The 19,201-nt window shown below is 66.4% G+C and carries 17 protein-coding genes and 1 tRNA gene; 4 read left to right on the top strand and 14 right to left on the bottom strand.

The features are described 5' to 3' along the window. Positions 1-11 precede the first annotated feature (11 nt). The 4 genes from fdhE to fdnG are packed head-to-tail and all read right to left on the bottom strand — an operon-like array spanning position 12 to position 5,737. On the bottom strand, positions 12-929 hold the full coding sequence (fdhE, locus tag FRZ61_RS07375; RefSeq protein WP_151116168.1) for a formate dehydrogenase accessory protein FdhE: 918 nt from the start codon (positions 927-929) through the stop codon (positions 12-14). 54 nt (positions 930-983) lie between these two features. Further along, positions 984-1,697 (bottom strand): formate dehydrogenase subunit gamma, encoded by a 714-nt coding sequence (locus FRZ61_RS07370; protein WP_191909338.1) that lies wholly within the window; start codon positions 1,695-1,697, stop codon positions 984-986. Then, on the bottom strand, positions 1,694-2,641 hold the full coding sequence (gene fdxH, locus FRZ61_RS07365) for a formate dehydrogenase subunit beta (RefSeq protein ID WP_151116166.1): 948 nt from the start codon (positions 2,639-2,641) through the stop codon (positions 1,694-1,696). The genes FRZ61_RS07370 and fdxH overlap by 4 nt, the downstream gene beginning before the upstream one ends. Before the next feature lie 9 nt (positions 2,642-2,650). Next, a complete protein-coding gene (gene fdnG / locus FRZ61_RS07360; protein WP_225309245.1) occupies positions 2,651-5,737 on the bottom strand; it encodes a formate dehydrogenase-N subunit alpha in 3,087 nt (1,028 codons plus the stop codon). A 528-nt stretch (positions 5,738-6,265) separates the two neighbouring features. On the opposite strand from fdnG, the gene FRZ61_RS07355 reads away from it, so the two are divergent. The 3 genes from FRZ61_RS07355 to FRZ61_RS07345 all read left to right on the top strand — a co-directional run bounded on the left by FRZ61_RS07355 (position 6,266) and on the right by FRZ61_RS07345 (position 9,157). After that, positions 6,266-7,369, top strand: a complete 1,104-nt coding sequence (locus FRZ61_RS07355; protein ID WP_151116162.1) for a transglutaminase-like domain-containing protein — start codon at positions 6,266-6,268, stop codon at positions 7,367-7,369. 28 nt (positions 7,370-7,397) lie between these two features. Next, positions 7,398-8,459: a selenide, water dikinase SelD gene (selD, locus tag FRZ61_RS07350; RefSeq protein ID WP_151116160.1), complete on the top strand. Its 1,062-nt coding sequence runs from the start codon at positions 7,398-7,400 to the stop codon at positions 8,457-8,459. 173 nt (positions 8,460-8,632) lie between these two features. Continuing rightward, on the top strand, positions 8,633-9,157 hold the full coding sequence (locus FRZ61_RS07345) for a PAS domain-containing protein (RefSeq protein ID WP_151116158.1): 525 nt from the start codon (positions 8,633-8,635) through the stop codon (positions 9,155-9,157). Between the two features lie 28 nt (positions 9,158-9,185). Here the strand turns inward: FRZ61_RS07345 and FRZ61_RS07340 are convergent, their stop codons facing one another. The 7 genes from FRZ61_RS07340 to FRZ61_RS07310 all read right to left on the bottom strand — a co-directional run bounded on the left by FRZ61_RS07340 (position 9,186) and on the right by FRZ61_RS07310 (position 14,804). Then, on the bottom strand, positions 9,186-10,601 hold the full coding sequence (locus tag FRZ61_RS07340) for an alginate export family protein (protein WP_151116156.1): 1,416 nt from the start codon (positions 10,599-10,601) through the stop codon (positions 9,186-9,188). A gap of 72 nt (positions 10,602-10,673) precedes the next feature. After that, positions 10,674-11,594: a glyoxalase gene (locus FRZ61_RS07335; RefSeq protein WP_225309164.1), complete on the bottom strand. Its 921-nt coding sequence runs from the start codon at positions 11,592-11,594 to the stop codon at positions 10,674-10,676. Between the two features lie 43 nt (positions 11,595-11,637). Further along, on the bottom strand, positions 11,638-12,087 hold the full coding sequence (locus tag FRZ61_RS07330) for a DoxX family protein (RefSeq protein ID WP_151116154.1): 450 nt from the start codon (positions 12,085-12,087) through the stop codon (positions 11,638-11,640). A gap of 55 nt (positions 12,088-12,142) precedes the next feature. Continuing rightward, positions 12,143-12,439, bottom strand: a complete 297-nt coding sequence (locus FRZ61_RS07325; RefSeq protein ID WP_151116152.1) for a XapX domain-containing protein — start codon at positions 12,437-12,439, stop codon at positions 12,143-12,145. A 123-nt stretch (positions 12,440-12,562) separates the two neighbouring features. Beyond that, complete coding sequence (locus FRZ61_RS07320; RefSeq protein ID WP_151116150.1) at positions 12,563-13,249, bottom strand: hydrolase; 687 nt, start codon at positions 13,247-13,249, stop codon at positions 12,563-12,565. Between the two features lie 357 nt (positions 13,250-13,606). Continuing rightward, positions 13,607-13,682, bottom strand: a tRNA-Met gene (locus FRZ61_RS07315). 183 nt (positions 13,683-13,865) lie between these two features. Continuing rightward, positions 13,866-14,804: an InlB B-repeat-containing protein gene (locus tag FRZ61_RS07310; protein ID WP_151116148.1), complete on the bottom strand. Its 939-nt coding sequence runs from the start codon at positions 14,802-14,804 to the stop codon at positions 13,866-13,868. Between the two features lie 152 nt (positions 14,805-14,956). On the opposite strand from FRZ61_RS07310, the gene FRZ61_RS07305 reads away from it, so the two are divergent. Next, positions 14,957-15,688, top strand: coding sequence for a hypothetical protein (locus FRZ61_RS07305; RefSeq protein ID WP_151116146.1), 732 nt, complete (start codon positions 14,957-14,959; stop codon positions 15,686-15,688). 66 nt (positions 15,689-15,754) lie between these two features. On the opposite strand, the gene FRZ61_RS07300 is transcribed toward FRZ61_RS07305, so the two are convergent. The 3 genes from FRZ61_RS07300 to FRZ61_RS07290 form a co-directional block, all read right to left on the bottom strand. Further along, entirely contained in the window at positions 15,755-16,060 is a 306-nt protein-coding gene (locus tag FRZ61_RS07300) for an SCP2 sterol-binding domain-containing protein (RefSeq protein WP_151116144.1), read from the bottom strand. Further along, positions 16,057-17,142 (bottom strand): tRNA 2-thiouridine(34) synthase MnmA, encoded by a 1,086-nt coding sequence (mnmA, locus tag FRZ61_RS07295; RefSeq protein ID WP_151120736.1) that lies wholly within the window; start codon positions 17,140-17,142, stop codon positions 16,057-16,059. Before mnmA ends, FRZ61_RS07300 begins: the two co-directional genes overlap by 4 nt. A 369-nt stretch (positions 17,143-17,511) precedes the next feature. Next, positions 17,512-19,185 (bottom strand): MFS transporter, encoded by a 1,674-nt coding sequence (locus FRZ61_RS07290; protein WP_151116142.1) that lies wholly within the window; start codon positions 19,183-19,185, stop codon positions 17,512-17,514. Between the last annotated feature and the right edge of the window lie 16 nt (positions 19,186-19,201).

Below are 19,201 nucleotides of genomic sequence, written 5' to 3'. Positions count from 1 at the left end.
CGCGTGGCCCCTCAATAGCCCAGCAGGAACGGATTCGCGGCGCCGCGCCGCAGGCCGGTCTCGCGCAGGAGCAGATCGAGGCCGAGCGAGGCGACATCGTCGGCCACGGGATCGAGGGCTGGGTCCTTGTGCTGATGCAGGATCTTGACGTAGCCGCGGCAGATATCGCAGGTCTCGGCCTTGACGATGCCGGCGCCGCCCTCGACCTCGCGGTAGGAGATGCCCTTGGTCGAGCCGCAGAGCGTGCATTTGACCCGGACATAGTTCCACAGCGTGCCGCAGAGCACGCAGGCGCAGAAGCGCGTGCCATGAGCGCCCTGCCAACCCACCACCAGGGACGAGACCGGCGGGCCACCGCAGACGGGGCAGGCGCCGTCCCCGACCGGCACGAGGCCCGCCGCATCGAGCCGCGCCGCCGTCCGCGCGAAATGAACCTGCAGCGCCGCCGCCACGAACAGGTGAGCTGCCATGGCCTCGACGGGAACGGCGTCATCGAGCACGGCGCGCATCATGAGGGCCTGGCCCGCGGGTTCCGCATGCCGGAGCTCCTGCAGGGCCGCCGCCGCGGGCTCGGGCATCGCGACGGTCGCGGCGGCCGCGAGGAAGCGGGCCAAGGTCGCGTCGAAAACGGGTTCCGAAGCGAACCGGCTGCGATCGAGCGGCGGCATGCCATGGCTGCGCGCCCGCGCGATCGCCTCGGCTGCCGGCAGCGGCGCGGCCGGAAGTCCGTCCTGGATGCCATGCTGCGCCCCGCAGATATCGGCAAGGAACAGGAGATAGGGCTTCAGATCGGGATCGCGGGCGAGAAACCGGAAACGCTCGGCGCGCCGCGCGAACATCCTGCCGGGCTCGGGGAGCCGGGCGAAGGGCGGCTTCGCCATATCGCCGATGGGAATGGGATCGTGGCGCGGTGCGCCGGCTTCTGCCATCACTCTACCTCACGAACCTCACGGGCCACGTGACACGCAGGCTGTCGATATCCGCTATTCGGCGGCGGTCTTGCCGGTGGTTGGCGCTTTCGACTTCCCGCTGACGAGCTGCCTCAGCCATTTGCGATGGTGCCGCCAGGCCCAGCCGCCGGTGACCTGGCCGCGCGTCATGGCGCCGATCGTGCCGCGGATCCAGATGGCCGCATAGACATGGACGATCCAGACGCTGATGATGACGACGGCGGCGGCCGCATGGGCCAGCACGGCGATGCGTTCCTGGGTCACGGAGAAATAATCCGCGAAATAGCGCTCCCAGGTGACGATCCCGCTGAGAATCAGGATCACGATCAGGATCGACATCGCCCAGAAGACGACCTTCTGGCCGGCATTGTATTTGCCGACTTCCGGCAGCCTCTCCTCGTGGCCGGTCAGCACGTCGCGCAGCCGCCCCAGCCAGGTGGAATCGTCGCGCTTCCAGAGATTGAGCTTCCAGAAGCGCAGGAACAGCCCCAGGAAGCTGAAGAACAGCACCACGCCGATCCAGGGATGAATGGCGCGGGTCGCTTCCCCGCCCCCGAACAGGGCCGTCAGGAAGAACAGGCTGGGATGGAACAGCGCCAATCCCGACAGCGCCAGCAGCACCAGGCTGATCGCGGTGATCCAGTGATTGATCCGCGCGGCCACCGTGTAGCGATCGACCGTCACCGGAGAACCCGGATGGACATCGTCGCCCGGCTCGGTTCCGGTCGCTCTTTCCGCTTTCGTCATGGCTCGGCGCTCCCGGCCAGCCGCTCGGCATCCCGCTCGTCCTCGGGCGTGACCTTGTTGGCACCCGTCACCAGGTGATGAACCAGCCCGAACAGCGCCATGCCGCCGATGACCGCGAGGCCGGCATATTTGCTCGCCCCCTTCCACAGCTCGACCAGCACGCTGATATGCGGATCCTTCGGCAGCCCGGCATAGATCTCGGGCCGGTCGGCGTGATGCAGCACATACATGACATGCGTGCCGCCGACGCCGGGCGGATCATAGAGGCCGGCATTGGCGTAGCCGCGCGACTTCAGGTCCTCGATGCGGCCTTCCGCATGCTTCGTCATCTCCTCCTTGGTGCCGAAGACGATGGCATGGGTCGGACAGGCCTTGGCGCAGGCCGGCCCCTGCCCGACCGCGACGCGGTCGGAACAGAGCGTGCATTTATAGGCCTTGTTGGTGACCTTGGAGATGCGCGGGATGTTGAAGGGGCAACCCTTCACGCAGTAGCCGCAGCCGATGCAGTTCTCGTGGACGAAGTCGACGATGCCGTTGGAATACTGGACGATGGCACCGGGCGCCGGACAGGCCTTGAGGCAGCCTGGGTCGGCGCAATGCATGCAGCCGTCCTTGCGGATCAGCCATTCCAGGTTCTGGGTCTCCGGGTTCTCCCATTCGGTGAACCGCATCAGGGTGAACATGTCCGGCGTCAGATCCGACGGATTGTCGTAGACGCCCTCGTTGTAGCCGACCTCCTGATGCAGATCGTTCCACTCCACGCAGGCCGCCTGGCAGGCCTTGCAGCCGATGCATTTGGAGACGTCGATCAGCTTCGCCACCGGCGTCAGCTGGCGCGCCGGCGCCGGTACGCTGGAGGCCGACCGCCGGATCCAGTCGCCCTCGCCCAGGTCCGAATGGATGTCGTGGGTCGGCGGCGGCGGTAGCTCGTATTCGAACGCCATCGCTCCCTCCTATGCCACCGGCCCGGCAATGGGCTCGATATCGACCAGGAACGCCTTGTATTCCGGCGTCTGGATGTTGGCATCGCCCACGAACGGCGACAGCGAATTCGGCCCGAAGCCCTTTCTCGCCACACCCGTGAAGCCCCAATGGAGCGGGATGCCGATGACATGCACGGGCTTGCCGTCGCAGATCAGCGTGCGGATGCGCTTGGTGACGACCGCCTTGGCCTTCACCGAGCCCCGGTTCGACCAGACACGGACCCATCCGCCGGGCTGGATGCCCTTCTCCTGCGCGAGCTGCTCGGAGATCTCGACGAAGAACTCCGGCTGCAGCATCGCGTTGACGCGGTTGTGCTTGGTCCAATAGTGGAAATGCTCGGTGAGGCGGTAGGAAGTCGCCGCATAGGGGAACTTCTTCGCGTCGCCGAACTGCTCCATGTCGTCCTTGAACACGCGGGCCGCCGGATTGCCGCGAATCTTCGGCGCCACCGGATTCTCGATCGGCGATTCGAACGGCTCGTAATGGGCCGGGAAGGGACCGTCGACCATGGTGCCCCGCACGAACAGCCGGGCGATGCCCTCCTGGTTCATGATGAAGGGACCGACCACATCGGGCTTCGCCGTGGGCGCGATGTCGGGCACGTCATAGCCCGACCATTTCTCGCCATTCCACTCGATGATCTTGCGGCTCGGATCCCAGGCCTTGCCGTTGAGATCGGCGGAGGCCCGGTTGTAGAGGATGCGGCGATTGACCGGCCAGGAGAACGTCCATTTCGGGAACAGGCCGGTGTCGTCGGGATCGGTATTGTCCCGGCGCGCCATGTTGTTGCCCGCCTCGTTGAAGCAGCCGGAATAGATCCAGCAGCCGCAGGCCGTGGTGCCGTCGTCGCGCAGCGCGGCGAAGCTCACGACCTGCTTGCCCTTCTCGAGCAGGAGCTTGGTCGGGTCGTTCGGGTCGGGCACGTCCGCCAGGGCGGAGCCGTTGATCTCCCGCGCGATCTCCTCGGAGGCCGGGTCTTCCGGATTCTTGTAGGGCCATTGCAGATTGAGGATCGGATCCGGGAAGGCGCCGCCTTCCTTGGCATAGAGATCCTTCAGGCGCAGATAGATCTGCGTCATGATCCAGACATCGGTCCTGGCCTCGCCCGGCGGCGTGCCGCCCGGCCAATGCCATTGCAGCCAGCGGCCCGAGTTCGTCAGCGAGCCCTCGTCCTCGGCAAAGCAGGTCGAAGGCAGCTGGAAGACCTCGGTCTGGATCGAAGCGGTATCGACATCGTTATGCTCGCCGTGGTTTTCCCAGAACCGCGAGGTCTCGGTCTCGAGCGGGTCCATGGTGACCAGGAACTTCAGCTTGGACAGCGCTTCCGTCACCTTCTGTCGGTTCGGGAAGGCCAGCAGCGGATTGAAGCCCTGGCAGAAATAGCCGTTCATCTTGCCCTGGTTCATCAGCTCGAAGGCGCGCAGCACGTCGTAGCTGGGCACGTCCATCTTGGGCAGATAGTCGTAGGCGAAATCGTTCTCGGCGGTGGCGGCATCCCCCCACATGGATTTCAGGAAGCTGACGAAGAACTTCTTGTAGTTCTGCCAGTAGCTGGTCTGGTTCGGCCGCAACGGCTTGAAGCCGCGCGTCGACATGTAGGTGGTGAAATCGACTTCCTTGTCGGTCGGCAAGGTGAGGTAGCCCGGGATCAGGTTCGACATCAGCCCGACATCGGTCAGCCCCTGGATGTTGGAGTGACCGCGCAGGGCATTCATCCCGCCGCCGCGCACGCCGATATTGCCGAGGATGAGCTGGAGCATGGCCATGGCGCGGATGTTCTGGGAGCCCTTGGAATGCTGGGTCCAGCCGAGCGCATACATCGAGGTCATGGTCTTGTTGGTGGCCGAGGTCTCGGCCACCATCTCGGCCACCTTCAGGAACTTCTCCTTCGGCGTACCGCAGATGCGTTCCACCATCTCGGGCGTATAGACCGCGGCGTGGCTTTTCAGCAGGTTCCAGACGCAGCGCGGGTTCTGGAGGGTGTCGTCGACGACGGCGAAGCCGTCGGCGTCGAACTCGTACTCCCAGGTGGATTTGTCGTAAGAGCGCTTGGCCTCGTCATAGCCCGAGAACAGGCCGTCCTGATAGGCGAAGCCGTCCCTCACCACATAGGTCGCGTTGGTGAAGGCCTTGACATAGTCCCACTGCACCTTGTCGTTCTGGATGCAGTAGTTGATGACGCCCAGCAGGAACGCGATGTCGCTTCCCTGCCGGATCGGCGCATAGAAATCGGCAACCGAGGCCGAACGCGTGAAGCGCGGATCGACGACGATCAGCTTGGCGCCGCGGTTGGCCTTCGCCTCAACGACCCATTTGAACCCGCAAGGGTGGGCCTCGGCGGCGTTGCCGCCCATGATCACGACGAGATCGGTGTTCTTGATGTCGGTCCATGCGTTGGTCATCGCACCACGGCCAAATGTCGGGCCCAAACTGGACACCGTGGGGCCGTGTCAAACCCTCGCCTGGTTGTCGAACGCCAGCATCCCGGCGCTTCGCACCACCTTGTAGGTGTGGAACGCCGTTTCGTTGGTGGTCGCCGACGCCGCCAGGAACCCGGTGGTGAGCCACCGGTTGACGATGACCCCGTCATTGTTCCTGGCGATGAAGTTCTTGTCCCGATCGTCCTTCATCAACCGGGCTATTCGATCGAAGGCGTCGTCCCAGGCGATGCGCTCGAACTTGTCCGAACCCGGCTTGCGAACCATCGGATATTTCAGCCGCGTCTCGGCATGGACGAAGTCGAGCAGGGCCGCACCCTTCGGGCACAGCGTCCCGCGATTGGTCGGATGGTCCGGGTCGCCTTCGATATGGACGATCTCGGCGGTCTCGCCTTTCTTCAGATCGCCCTTCGAATACATGATGACGCCGCAGGCCACCGAGCAGTAGGGACAGGTGTTGCGCGTCTCCGTCGTGTTCGCGAGCTTGAACTCCCGGATCGCCGCCGCGTAGGCGGCCTCCACGCCGCCGAATCCCAGCGCGCCCAGCGTCGTTCCCGCGATGCCCGCGCCAGTGCGCTTGATGAACTGGCGTCTCGACAGCTCTCCGTTGAGGGACATTTCATTCATGGTTACAACCTCCCGTTGCCCACCCATGACGCCTCTCTCGACTCCCTCCGCGATCGCGACCACCCGATCGGCGGGATTTCGTCTCGCAAAAAGCGTAGGCCAGGGCCGCGCCATGTCAAGCATAAAGCCCGCGAATCCGGCAGGTTGCTGCGGTGCCGAGCCATCGGCACCGCGGTTTCATATCGGTTACGGATCGTCACAAGTTCGTGACGACATCCCACCTAAGTCGGAACAGCGCCACGATTGACAGTTCGCGGCCCGGTTCCATAATGCTTGGCGTGCCGATGCAACCGGCTCCCGAGTTACGGGGCACAGATCGCCGAAGGCACTCTTTCGCCCGCAATGCGGGCGAGGAGAGGTGGTTTGCGCGACCGGCCTCGCCTCCGGCTCCTCTCCAAGATATTCCCCCCGTTCGAGAATTCCGCTGCCGTCAGGTCCGGCGCCTCGCCCGGCCGGCGCGGCGGTTGCGCTCGCGCCGTTCCCTTCTCTTCATCCCCCGTGCTCGCAGAGGAGACATCCATGTCGCTCGATCGGCGTGAATTTCTGAAGCTCGGCGCCGTGCTGCCGGCTGTCGCCGCCCTGCCCCGGCTCGCCTTCGCCGAAAGCCTCTTCGCGCCGATGCCGGGAGCCTGGCGCAAGTTCCAGATCGTCACCCGGCTGGAGATCGCGGGCACGGCCGGCAAGACGCAAGCCTGGGTGCCGTTGCCGTCCGTCAACGAAGCCGGCTGGTTCCGGTCGGACAGCAGCGCATGGCAGACGAATGCGGCCTCGGCCAGGATTGAGCACGATCCGAAATATGGCGCGCAGATGCTGCATCTCGAATGGGCGGAGGGCGAACCGGCGCCGATGGTCGAGGTCACGAGCCGGGTCACGACCCGCGACCGCGCGGTCGATTTCGCACAACCGGGCGGCGTCCCGCCGCTTGCCGACGCCGAGCGCACGCTCTATCTCTCGTCCACCGCACTCATCCCGACCGACGGCATCGTGAAGGAAACGGCCGACAAGATCACGGCCGGCGCCGGCAGCGAGGTCGAGAAGGCGCGCGCGATCTATGAATGGATCGTGGCGAATACCTTCCGCGATCCCAAGGTCCGCGGCTGCGGCATCGGCGACATCGCCTCGATGCTCCAGACCGGTAATCTCGGCGGCAAATGTGCCGACCTCAACGCCTTGTTCGTCGGCCTGGCCCGCGCCTCGGGCCTGCCGGCGCGCGACATCTACGGCATCCGCGTCGCGCGCTCCCGGTTCGGCTACCAGAGCCTCGGCGCCAAATCCGAGACCGTGACCAAGGCGCAGCATTGCCGGGCGGAGGTCTATCTCACGGATTATGGCTGGGTCGCGGTCGATCCGGCCGACGTCCGCAAGGTCGTTCTGGAGGAACCGCCCGGGAACCTCGCCATGGACGATGCCAAGGTGGTCGCCGCGCATGCGACCCTGTTCGGCGCCTGGGAGGGCAATTGGCTGGCCTACAACATGGCCCATGACGTCGCGCTGCCGGGCGCCCGGGGACCGAGGTTGGGCTTCCTGATGTACCCCCAGGCCGAGACCGCCGCCGCCCGCCTCGATTGCCTCGACGCGGACAATTTCAAATACAGCATTACCGCGTCGGAGCTGACAGCTTGACGCCCGCCGCCCAAATCAGGGAAAGACCATGAATGTCCCGATGATCGATCCTCAGCTTCGCTTGACCAGCCTCGCCCATGGCGGCGGGTGCGGCTGCAAGCTGGCGCCCTCCGTGCTGCAGCAGCTCCTGGCCGAGCTGCCCGCCGCCCAGCCTTATCGGGAGCTGCTGGTCGGGACCGAGACCGGCGACGATGCCGCCGTGTGGCAGATCGACAGCGACACCTGCGTGATCGCGACCACGGACTTCTTCATGCCGGTGGTCGACGATCCGCGCGATTTCGGCCGGATCGCCGCGACCAACGCCATCTCCGACATCTACGCGATGGGCGGTCGGCCGATCATGGCGCTGGCCATCCTGGGCATGCCGGTCGGCAAGATCACGACCGAGATGGTACGAGAAATTCTCAAGGGCGGCGCGGAGGCCTGCGCTTCGGCCGGAATCCCCGTCGCGGGCGGGCACTCGATCGACGCGCCCGAGCCGATCTATGGATTGGCCGTGATCGGCATTGGCCGCCCGCAGGATATCCGCCGCAACTCGACCGCCAGGCCCGGTGACGCGCTGATCCTGACCAAGGCGCTCGGCGTCGGCATCTATTCGGCGGCCTTCAAGAAAGGGGAGCTCTCGCCGCCGGCTTATGCGGAAATGATCGCCTCGACGACGCTCCTCAATCGCATCGGCACGGATCTGGCCAAGGACGCGGCCGTCCATGCGATCACGGACGTGACCGGTTTCGGCCTGCTCGGCCATGCGCTCGAGATGGCGCGCGGCTCGAAGCTCACCCTTGTCGTCAACGCGCCCGACCTGCCGCTGCTGTCCGAGGCCGAAAGCCTCGCCCGGCGCGGCTTCGTCACGGGTGCGTCGCTGCGGAACTGGGCCAGCTACAGCGACGGCGTCACGCTGCCGGCCGGTTTCCCCGAATGGCGTCGCCACCTGCTGGCCGACCCGCAAACCTCCGGCGGATTGCTCGTGGCTTGCGCCGCCGATCGGGCCCAGGCCATCGCGGACCGCATCGCCGCCGCGGGCTACCCGCGCACGCGCATCGTCGGCCACGCGCAGACCGGCGCACCGGTCGTCGAGGTGCGGGGCTGATCCCGGACAGAGGCGAGCGGAGACCCTACTTTTAAGCGCTTGCGTTGTGCCGGGCTTGTCGCCCAACGTTGTCTGCCTGCGGGCTGGCCGGCCTCCCGAGTCGTGGTAACTTTCGGTTGAGGGAGGCGCGATAAGGTTGGGCCGACGCAAGGCGAGGTAAAGCGGGTTTCACGGTGCTGTGCAGGTATGACATTCCGCTGGCCGAGGTCAGGGCCGGCATTGTCCACGAGCTCGACGCCTATTGGCGGTCGAAGCGCGGCGGCAAGGATATCCCGGGCTGGAGCGACATCGATCCCGCCGAGATGAAACGGATGCTGCCCTGCCTCTTCGTGGTCGAGATTCTCCGGGAGCCCTTCCGCGTCTATTACCGGCTCGTCGGCACCAAGGCCAGCCTGTTCCGCGGCGATCTCACGGGCCGCTTCCTCGACGAGATCGAAGAATGCACCGTCAAGGCCAGGGAGGAGCTCGCCGGCTTCTATCGCCTGGCGGCCGAGGAACGGCGGCCCGTCTTCTGTGAGGACGAGGTCACGGTCGGCGGCGGCATCCAGGCCTTTTTCGGCGGCATTTTTCCCCTGGCCCCGGAAGGCCGCCCGGTCGATCGCTGCCTGGCGATCGAGGATTTCGGCGCGACCAAGCCCAAGAAGGTCGCCACCCATCAGCGCGGCATGCATCACTGGTGGGTGCAGCGGACCCGCTGATCGAGCGCCCTGCCTCCGGCACCGGCCCCTACCAGCTGAACTTGAGCTCGACGCCGACATAATCGCTGTCATGGCCGCCGGCATTGCGCACCGCGTCGCCGACCACGTAATGGACGAGCTCGACGGCGCCGGTGAGGTTGGCGTTGAAGGCATAGTCGGCGCGGAGCTGGCTGTAATAGCCGGTCCAGGCGCCGCCCTCGCCCGCCGTGCCATTCACGGCATTGGCCGGCTGCACATAGACCGCATCCGAGGTGGTCTCGCGCCATTGCAGGCCCACGGCTCCCGTCACGGTCAGATTGTCGATCGGCTTGACCGTGATCGAGGGCTTCAGATGGATCAGGTTCGAGTAGCCCGTGAAGCCCGCCAGGCTGAAATAATACCCGTTCGGGAAGAGCGGGTTGAAGGTCCCGAGCGTACCGTCGCCGGGGGTGTGATCGCCCGAAGCGGCATCGACCTGGAAGCCCAGCCTCGGCTGCCAGATCACATCGGAAAAGGTATAGCCGGCGCGGGCACCCATGCCCCAGGCGAGGATGTCGTCGGAGCCCACGCTGCCGACCTGCCCCATCGCCTCGAGATCCCAATCGAATCCGCCGTCGGCGCCGGCGAACCGGACATCGAGGATATGGCGGTGCTCGTCGCCTGACGCGTCGAGGAACCGGGCGTCGTCGCGCTCGTAGTACGAGTAGTAGGACGAAAGCTCGTTGGTACCGAGCACATGGCGCTCGACGCGCAGGGTGTGGAAGCGGAAATGCTCGTTCGAGGTGTCGTCGAACGGCTCGCCGTCGCGATACTGCACCGGCTGGCTGACGAAGCCGATGAAGCGCCATTGCGGGGTCTCCCAGTCCGCCCAGATCGCGTCGAAGGACTGGCGCAGGTTGGGCCCGTCGCGCGACGAGACGAAGCGCTGCAGGTCGAAGGCGAAGTCCTGCCGGCCGATGCGCGCCTTCAGCAGATCCGCGTCGAAGGGCCGTGTGTATTCGAGGAAGGCGAGGCGAAGATCGAGCGCGTTCTGATCGGCGGGCGTGATCGTGTCCTTGTCGAAGGCGCGCGCATCCTCGAACTGGACGAAGGCGCGCCAGTTCTCGTCGAAATGCGCATCGAGATGGAACTGCAGCCGCTGCAGGAGGTAAGAGTCGCCCGAGCTCTCGCCGACACCGAAGGCGGGCGCATGGTTGGATTCGAAGCGCTCCCGCAGCGTGAGGCCGAAGGAGAGATAGCTGTGCGGGTCGGTGGGCGAGATCGGGATATATTTGAAGCCGTCGAGCGGCTCGGTCCTGAGCGCCGGATCGGAGAGAGCCGACCAGTTCTCCTGCCACCGGTTGCTTTTGATCGCGGGCCGTTCATGCGGCACGGCGCTCGATGGCGTTCCCAGATCCTCCGGTGGCGGTGCCGGCGGCGCCGTGACGGCATCCACCGCCGATACCTCGGACGCTGCCGCGGGCATGAGCGTCACCCCCAGCCAAAGGGCGGTGACCAGGATACCCTGTCGGGCTGACATGTCTGGCCGAAGGCCGGCTCAGGAACCGGCCGGCGCGTGGATCTCGGCGATATAGCCGCCCGGGAACTGCACGACCGCCGCGACACGATGGGCGGCCTTATAGGGTTCCACCAGCACGGCCACGCCGGCCGCCTTGGCCTTGGCGAGCGTCTCGTCGAGATTCGCCACCTCATAGCCGGTCATCTCGCGGCCATAGGGATAGGGCAGATGGCCGTCGGTCACGAGCACCGTCATCTTGCCGAAGCTCGATTCGATCCGGATGCGGCGGTAGCTGTCGGCGGGGCGGCCGATCTCGACACCCGGCGCATGCGGGTCGTCGGAGACGACCTTGCCATGCGAGAAGGCGAGGAAGCTGCGCAGGAACGGCGCCGCCCGGTCCTTGGAGAGATAGACCCGGTTCTCCGGCACGGTCGCCAGCACCGCGTAGGAAGGCGGCTTGGTGTGCCAATAGAGCTGCATATTGATGCCGCCCGGCCACTGGATCACGGCATCGCGGCCGATGGGATCGTCGAAGGGTGTCACCAGCACGTCGGCGCCGGTCTTGCGGGCGGCTTCGACGCCCTTGTCGAGATCGGTCACCAGATAGCCGGTACGCTCGGCGCCGAAGGGATACGGGATCGGCGTCTTGAAGCCGAAGACCGAGAGGCTTCCCACCGGCGTCAGCACGAGTTGCGACATGGTCTGGCTCGGCGTCGGCGTGACGGTGAAGACACCCTGCGGCGTGGTCGTGCCGCCGAAGGTCGCGACCAGGCTTGCGACGAACCGGTCGAAGTCCTCGGGCGCCACATAGACATGGGTCGTGTCGTATTGTGGACCGACGGCGACCGCGGGCGTCGCGCTGGCGGCGCTTGCCGCCGTCGGCGCCACAGCGGACAACAGGCCCGCGGCCATCAGGCCGATGGCGAAGATTGCAGCGAGGTCGCTGGATCGCAGACGCATCGTCAGCTCCTTCTTTAAATCCGGGCCATGCCCGATCTTGGCGTCACCGCCCCTGCCGGCGGGGACGCAGTCCGACAACCACGACGAAAATGAAGGCGGCGGCGATGGCGGCATGCTCGAGGAAGGTGTTGAGCGCCATCACCCGCGCCTGTCCCTCGAGCTCCCAGAACCGGTGCGCCAGCAGAGTGGCGAACAGGGTGAAGACAGCGAGCACGCCCGCGCCGAGCCAGGTCTTCCAGCCGAGGATCACCAGCACGGAACCGCCCAGCTCGACCAGCACCACGGCGAGATTGAAGAGCCAGGCCGGCTCCAGGCCGGTCTGCGCCATCTCCGCCACGCCGCCCGGCCAATCGACGAGCTTCATCAGCCCGCCCGCCAGGAAAGGCGAGACAAGGCAGATCCGCGCGAAGAGCAGCATCGCGGGATTGTCGAGCAGCCGGGCAATGAGCTCGGGCGTGCCGCTCTGCGATCCGGCGGCGTTCAGATCACGCATCGCGGGGCGCTCCACGAAGGCCGTGGCATCGGGCCCTCGCCCACGGCAAGCCGCTTCACGACTGCGCCTCCGGAGGCTCGGCAGGGTCGGTCTTGGCGTCGGCGACCGACTTGGCATGGCGGCCCGGCAACTGCCCGAAAATGTGGGGGGTGCATTTGGAGACATCCACGGCCGCGGCGAACGCCGTGCCGGCGATCATCTGCTTGCCGACGGGGATGATCTGCTCGCCGACCAGGATTCCGAGCAGGCCGACGAGCGCCACCAGCGGCGGCGCGGGCGAGCGGACATTCAACAGGCTGTAGACGATTCCGACCAGCAGACCGGCAGCGAGCGACAGCAGATACATCTTCATGGCATCGCCTCCCCGTTCGATGAGAAAGAGCAGCAGGCCCCGGCAAACCCCGCCGGCCGGGATCGGTGTCGTTCCCGGCCGGACGGTCGAGCCGAAGGCGGATGTAGGATCGCCGCCTTGCGATCAGCGCGCCGTCACCGGCGCCAGCGCCTCATGCGGGGCATGAGTCCGCTGCGGCGCCTTGTGGACCATGGTGTAGGCGTAGTCGACGCCCATGCCATAGGCGCCCGAATGCTCGCGGACCACGGCCATGACGGCGTCGTAGCTCTCCTTGCGCGCCCAGTCGCGCTGCCATTCGAGCAGGACCTGCTGCCAGGTGACGGGCACGACGCCGGCCTGGATCATGCGCAGCATCGCCATGTCGTGGGCTTCCTTCGAGGTGCCGCCGGAGGCGTCGGAGACCATGTAGATCTCGTAGTCGGTGTCATGCAGGCAGGAGAGCGCGAAGGTGCAGTTGCAGACCTCGGTCCAGAGCCCGGAGACGACCACCTTCTTGCGGCCGTTGGCGGCGAGCGCGTCGCGCACTTTCTGGTCGTCCCAGGAGTTCATCGAGGTGCGTTCCAGGAGCTTCTTGTCTGGGAACACGTCGAGCAGCTCCGGATAGGTGTAGCCGGAGAAGCCCTGGGTCTCGACGGTGGTGATCGTCGTCGGGATACCGAAGATCTTGGCCGCCTTGGCCAGCGCCACGGTGTTGTTCTTCAGCACCTGGCGGTCGATCGACTGCACGCCGAACGCCATCTGTGGCTGTTGATCGATGAAGATCAGCTGCGAGTTCTTGGGGGTCAGCACTTCGAGCTTGGGATTGGCCATGAGTTCCTCCTGTGTCGATGAGACATGAGCAAGGTTTCGGACGTCTCGGTTCGGCAGCGCTCGCAGGGTTCCGGCGTGGTGGCGGGCGAGCAGGTCGATGCTCGTCGAATGATATGACGCCGGTGCGAAAGGCCGCCAAGTCCCGCCATGTAAAACGGGAACGAGGCTGCCTTAAATAGAAACTATGGAAACCTATTGTTTTCTGTTTTGATCCAACGACAGACGTCGACGCCGTCGCCGTTTCGACCCGACGAGCGATGAAGACGGGGCGAGCGACGCCCTGCGCCGATCCGGCCGGGCGCCGATCATGCAGATGCGAAACTGTCGGGAAGGAGATCCAGAGAAGATCCGGGGTACTGGTGGCGGCGGAGGGATTCGAACCCCCGACACAGGGATTATGATTCCCCTGCTCTACCGACTGAGCTACGCCGCCCAACCGGTACTCGGATCAAAGGCCCCGGAACAAGATCGGCCGGCCTCTGGGGGGCCGGCCGCGGGACGCAAGGGTATATGGCGAAGGCCGAACCCCTGTCAACCAGCGCGGACGTCGCCCCTAGAGATATGTATTTTCGTCGGAATCCGGCGGGATCGCCGAGGCAGGCCCGCCCCGTCGGGGTCAGGGGTTGGGCTGCGGGAAGGGCTGCGTGCCTTCCGTGCAGTAGGGATCGTGCACGCTGCATTCCGGCCCCAGGAAGCTCCCGAAGGTCGCGGTCACCCATTTCCCGGTTCCGTCCAGCGTCAGCGTGCAGCTGCCGGTCGTGCTGCCACTGCAGGCCCCGGACCAGCCGCTGAAGGTGTAATCCTCCCGCCTCTTCACCTTCAGCGTGACCGTCGTCCAGCCCCTGAACCGGAATTTGCAGGTGGGACGGCAGTCGATGCCGGGCGGGTCGCTCGTCACCATGCCCTCGCCGGTATCCAGCCGGATATCGACGACGACCCTGACATCCGTGCCGCCGTCATCGAGCGTGAAGGCAAGCGGGCCGCTCTCCTGCTGCGGCCCCGTGTAAGCGGGATTTTCCGACAGATCGGAAATGGCGATGGCGATCGAGTTCGCCGCCAGGACGGAGTCCGGAAGCCTGATCTGGTAGTGCCAGCGCGGCGGGTTCGCTTGCGGGTCGACATCGAGAAGCTGGAAATAGCCGGCCGTGGGGTCCTGCTGGTCGCCGACATATTCGGGGAGGTCTACCGTCTGGTCGTGCACGGCCCCGAACCCGGCGGTGGTATCCGGTTCCGCGATGCCGATCGTCGCCGTCATGTGGAACTTGGAAGGATAAGGCGCGGAGAAATAGATCCGCACCAGGGGTGCCAGCGTAAGCGGCAGCACCACATAGGTATCGGGCTTCCCGGGCCAGGTGCCGACCCCCGTCCAGCCCTTGTTTCCCGAATCATCGAGGTGGGGCACCGCAACGGACAGGTAAACCGGCGTCTGGGCCGCCGGCAGCCCGTTATCCGTCTGCCCTTCGGATCCTGGCGTGCAGGAGGCTGCGATCGTGAAGACGGCCGCGACCAGGACGCCAAAGGGGCGCAACCGTTTCGCCATCCGCCGGGTCGTCATTTGAGTTCCCCTTACGACGGACCAGGGTCCGCCCCATGATGATAGGGCCGCCCAGGCCGTTCGCCATGGGCACCGGCCGCGATTTGTCGTTTGCGCCGGCTCCCGCCGATCATGGATCATCAGGTTGGAGGGCACAGCCGAGGAGGCGCCGCTTGCGCAACATTGATTTCAGTTCATGGCAGAGCGTGCTCATCACCCTGCTCGGCCTGGCGCTGTTCACGCTCATCGGCGTCGGCATCCGCCTGCTGGTGATGGTCACGGTCCAGCAGCGCCGCGAGCGCGTGAACCGGCAGATCAACGAGCGCCTGCGCACGCTGATCGCGGCCTACAAGACCCTGGGCGGTTCCTTCACCGGCGACCTGATGGTCGATCCCACCCATCGGCGCGACTTGCGCCGGCTGGGCGAGCCCGCTGCCGAGGGCGAGTCCCTGACGGCCCCGGACCCCGCCATCGAGGGCGTTCCGAAATCGGAGCGACGGCGGCGCATCCGCGATGCCGTCGAGGCGGCCCTGTCGGACATCATCCTGCTGGGAACCGAGGAACAGGTCCGGCTGGCCGAGCGCGCCGCGCGCGAACTGGTGGCCGGGCGCCCGGTCCACACCCATGACCTCGTCGTCTCGCTGCGCGATTTCATCCGGAAGGCGCTCGATCTCGCCCCGACACCGTCCGACCTTGCCCTTCCGAGGCAAGGCCCCGCGCGGCCGTCAAGCTCGAGCGGCCGCAGCAAAGGCGAGCGCGGCGGACAGGGAGAAGCCCGGCAAGGAAGCGGCAACAAAGGCGGCGGCATGGGGATGGCCGCCGGCGGGATGGGCATGGGAGTCGGTATGGGTCTCGGGTTGGGTGGCGACGCCGACGATCCGACCTCGTCCGATCACCACTCCTAGGCATCTTGCCGCCGCGGGATCGGCATCCGTTCGCCGCGATCCCGCCTGGCAGCCGCCAGGCGCCTTTCAATCCCCCAGCATCGCCGCCAGCTTCATGGCGACGCCGAGCTTGCCCTCGACCTTGAGCTTGCCGGTCATGTAGGCGAGCGTGGGATCGAGCCGGCCTTCCATCAGCGCCTTGGCGTTGGCGGCTGTCATCCTGAGCGTGGTGTCGGCGGCACCGTCCTCGTTGCTGATCACGGGCGCGCTGCCGGTGCCGTCCCAGAGCACGAGCCCGCCCTCGTCGAGCTCGATCTTGAGCCTGTAGCCCAGAGGCTGCAGGAGCTTCACCTTCTCGTTCAAGGTGCGGGTCAGGTCCTCGATCTCGCTCATGCCGCCGCCTCCGCCTGGGGTTCGTTACGCCGGATCCATCCGCCGCCCAGCACCCGGCTCCCGCGATAGAACACGCAAGCCTGGCCTGGCGCCACACCCAACTGCGGCTGGTCGAGATCGACCCGGGCGCCGCCCTGCCCGTCGAGCCACAGCCGCGCCGGGACGGGTGCGCTCATGGAGCGCAGCTTGACCTCGACCGCCTCGCCTTCGCCGCCAGCCGGGATCGATCCCAGCCAGTTGACCGCACCCAGCCGGACCGCAGTGATCCCCAACGCCGCCTTGGGGCCGACCACGAGCCGGCGGCGTGCCGGCTCGAGCCGCACGACATAGAGCGGCTCGCCATCGACCTGGCTCTCGGAAATGCCGATGCCGCGGCGCTGGCCCACGGTGTAATTGAGCAGCCCGCCATGACGGCCCAGCAGGCGGCCATCGACATGCACGATGTCGCCGGGCTCGGCCGCTCCGGGACGCAGCTTCTCCACCACCTCGGCATAGCGGCCCGAGGGCACGAAGCAGATGTCCTGGCTGTCCGGCTTGGCCGCGACGCCGAGGCCGAGGCGCTCGGCGATCGCGCGGGTCTGGGGCTTCTCGAGGCCGCCCAGGGGGAAGCGCAGATAGTCGAGCTGCGCGCCCGTGGTGGCGAAGAGGAAATAGCTCTGGTCGCGGGCCGGATCGACCGCGCGATGAAGCTCGGGGCCGTCCGATCCCTCGAGACGGCGCACATAATGGCCGGTCGCGAGCGCCGCGGCCCCCAGCTCGCGCGCCGTGCCCAGGAGATCGCCGAACTTGACCCGCTCGTTGCAGCGCACGCAGGGGATCGGCGTCTCGCCGGCGAGATAGCTGTCGGCGAACTCCTCGATCACGGCCGAACGGAATCGGGATTCGTAATCGAGCACATAGTGATCGATGCCGAGCCGGTCGGCGACGCGCTTGGCGTCATAGATATCCTGGCCCGCGCAGCAGGCGCCCTTGCGGCCGACCGCGGCACCATGGTCGTAGAGCTGGAGCGTGATGCCCACCACCTCGTAGCCCGCCTGGGCGAGGAGCGCGGCCGCCACGGAACTGTCCACGCCACCCGACATGGCCGCGACCACGCGCGCGCCCGGCGCCACGCCTTCCAGGCGCAGCGGGGCGGTCAGGCCGTCGAGGGCGGGTCCGTTCGGCATGGCCGGGAATATAGGGGGACCGGCCCGGCTTGTCAGGAGCCGATGGCCGCAGCCTTTTCGGTGGGGCGGCCCGTTCTGCCCCTTCCCCCGGAACGGGGGATGGTTGGGAAGGGGGCTGCACGGCCTCCGGTACCGAGCCCCCACCCCGGCCCTCCCCCGTTCCGGGGAAGGGGATTCGAGCGCCTCATCGCGGATCGTCACCCGACGCAAAAAAGGGGCCCTCTCCCGGAGGAGAGGGCCCCAGACGACGGGGGTACCGTCGTTGGCTCCGTTGCGGATCGGCGGCTAGAGCACGTCGATCCGGTGATCCTTGGTCTCGCGGATGAAGATCAGGCCGATGACGAAGGTCATCGCCGCCACCACGATCGGGTACCAGAGGCCGTAATAGATGTCGCCCTTGGCCGCCACCATGGCGAAGGCCACCGGCGGCAGGAAGCCGCCGAACCAGCCATTGCCGATGTGATAGGGCAGCGACATCGAGGTGTAGCGGATGCGGGTCGGGAACAGCTCGACCAGCATGGCCGCGATCGGCCCGTAGACCATGGTGACCAGGATCACGAGATAGATCAGCAGCAGGACAACCACGACGTAGTTGATCTGCGCCGGGTCGGCCTTGGCCGGATAGCCCGCCGCCTTGATGGCGTCGCCGACGGCCGTGTTGAAGGCATCGGTCTTGGCCTTGAGATCGTCGCCCGCGAGCCCATGCGCGTCGAAGCTCTCGATCACGGTATCGCCGATCTTGATCTGCGCCACCGCACCGGCCGCCGCCGCTTCGTTCTCATAGTTGACCGAGTTGCGGGCCAGGAAGCCCTTGGCGATGTCGCAGGAGCTCAGGAACTTCGCGGTGCCGACCGGATTGAACTGGAACGAACACTCGTCCGGGTTGGCGACCACCGTGACCGGGGCGCTTGCCTGCGCGGCATAGAGAGCCGGGTTGGCGAAGTGGGTGAGGCCGTGGAACACCGGGAAATAGGTGATCACGGCCAGGAGGCAGCCGCCGAGGATGATGTATTTCCGGCCGATCTTGTCGGAGAGCCAGCCGAAGAAGATGAAGCCGGGCGTGCCGATCAAGAGCGCCAACGCGATCAGGATGTTGGCCGTGGCCGCGTCCACCTTGAGTGTCTGGGTCAGGAAGAACAGCGCGTAGAACTGGCCGCAGTACCAGACCACAGCCTGGCCGGCGGTGAGGCCGAGCAAGGCCAGGATCACGATCTTGAGGTTCGACCAGCGCGCGAAGGCTTCGGTCAGCGGGGCCTTCGAGCCCTTGCCCTCGGCTTTCATCTGCTGGAACAGTGGGGTCTCGTTGAGCCGGAGCCGGATCCAGACCGAGACCCCGAGCAGGACGATCGAGACCAGGAACGGGATGCGCCAGCCCCAGGCGGCGAAGGCTTCCTCGCCCATCCAGGTGCGCACGCCGAGAATGACGAGCAGCGAGAGGAACAGGCCCAGCGTCGCCGTGGTCTGGATCCAGCTCGTCATGTAGCCGCGCCGGTTCGGCGCCGCGTGCTCGGCCACGTAGGTGGCGGCACCGCCATATTCGCCGCCGAGCGCCAGGCCTTGAAGCAGGCGCAGGGCGATGAGGACAACCGGCGCCAGGATGCCGATCGAGGCATAGCTCGGCAGCAGGCCGACGATGAAGGTCGAAAGGCCCATGATCACGATCGTGATCAGGAAGGTGTATTTGCGCCCGACCAAGTCGCCCAGCCGGCCGAACACCAGCGCGCCGAAGGGGCGCACCGCAAAGCCGGCGGCGAAGGCCAGCAGCGCGAAGATGAAGGCCGCCGTGGGATTGACGCCGGAGAAGAACTGCTTGGCGATGATCGCCGCCAGCGAGCCGTAGAGATAGAAGTCGTACCACTCGAAAACGGTGCCGAGCGACGAGGCGAAGACCACCAGCCGCTTGTCCGTTATGCCACCCTGCGCACCGACCTTGCCGGCCGTGCCTTGTTGAGCGCTCATGGTTTCTCCCCAATGG

Source organism: Hypericibacter adhaerens (assembly GCF_008728835.1).
Lineage (GTDB): Bacteria > Pseudomonadota > Alphaproteobacteria > Dongiales > Dongiaceae > Hypericibacter > Hypericibacter adhaerens.
This window is presented reverse-complemented; position numbering and strand designations above follow the sequence as displayed.

Excerpts from the sequence above, each read along its gene's own strand:
- fdhE (WP_151116168.1), bottom strand. The coding sequence starts at position 929 with ATGGCAGAAGCCGGCGCACCGCGCCACGATCCCATTCCCATCGGCGAT.
- FRZ61_RS07370 (WP_191909338.1), bottom strand. The coding sequence starts at position 1,697 with ATGACGAAAGCGGAAAGAGCGACCGGAACCGAGCCGGGCGACGATGTC.
- fdxH (WP_151116166.1), bottom strand. The coding sequence starts at position 2,641 with ATGGCGTTCGAATACGAGCTACCGCCGCCGCCGACCCACGACATCCAT.
- FRZ61_RS07355 (WP_151116162.1), top strand. The coding sequence starts at position 6,266 with ATGTCGCTCGATCGGCGTGAATTTCTGAAGCTCGGCGCCGTGCTGCCG.
- selD (WP_151116160.1), top strand. The coding sequence starts at position 7,398 with ATGAATGTCCCGATGATCGATCCTCAGCTTCGCTTGACCAGCCTCGCC.
- FRZ61_RS07340 (WP_151116156.1), bottom strand. The coding sequence starts at position 10,601 with ATGCCCGCGGCAGCGTCCGAGGTATCGGCGGTGGATGCCGTCACGGCG.
- FRZ61_RS07335 (WP_225309164.1), bottom strand. The coding sequence starts at position 11,594 with ATGCGTCTGCGATCCAGCGACCTCGCTGCAATCTTCGCCATCGGCCTG.
- FRZ61_RS07330 (WP_151116154.1), bottom strand. The coding sequence starts at position 12,087 with ATGCGTGATCTGAACGCCGCCGGATCGCAGAGCGGCACGCCCGAGCTC.
- FRZ61_RS07325 (WP_151116152.1), bottom strand. The coding sequence starts at position 12,439 with ATGAAGATGTATCTGCTGTCGCTCGCTGCCGGTCTGCTGGTCGGAATC.
- FRZ61_RS07320 (WP_151116150.1), bottom strand. The coding sequence starts at position 13,249 with ATGGCCAATCCCAAGCTCGAAGTGCTGACCCCCAAGAACTCGCAGCTG.
- FRZ61_RS07310 (WP_151116148.1), bottom strand. The coding sequence starts at position 14,804 with ATGACGACCCGGCGGATGGCGAAACGGTTGCGCCCCTTTGGCGTCCTG.
- FRZ61_RS07300 (WP_151116144.1), bottom strand. The coding sequence starts at position 16,060 with ATGAGCGAGATCGAGGACCTGACCCGCACCTTGAACGAGAAGGTGAAG.
- mnmA (WP_151120736.1), bottom strand. The coding sequence starts at position 17,142 with ATGTCGGGTGGCGTGGACAGTTCCGTGGCGGCCGCGCTCCTCGCCCAG.
- FRZ61_RS07290 (WP_151116142.1), bottom strand. The coding sequence starts at position 19,185 with ATGAGCGCTCAACAAGGCACGGCCGGCAAGGTCGGTGCGCAGGGTGGC.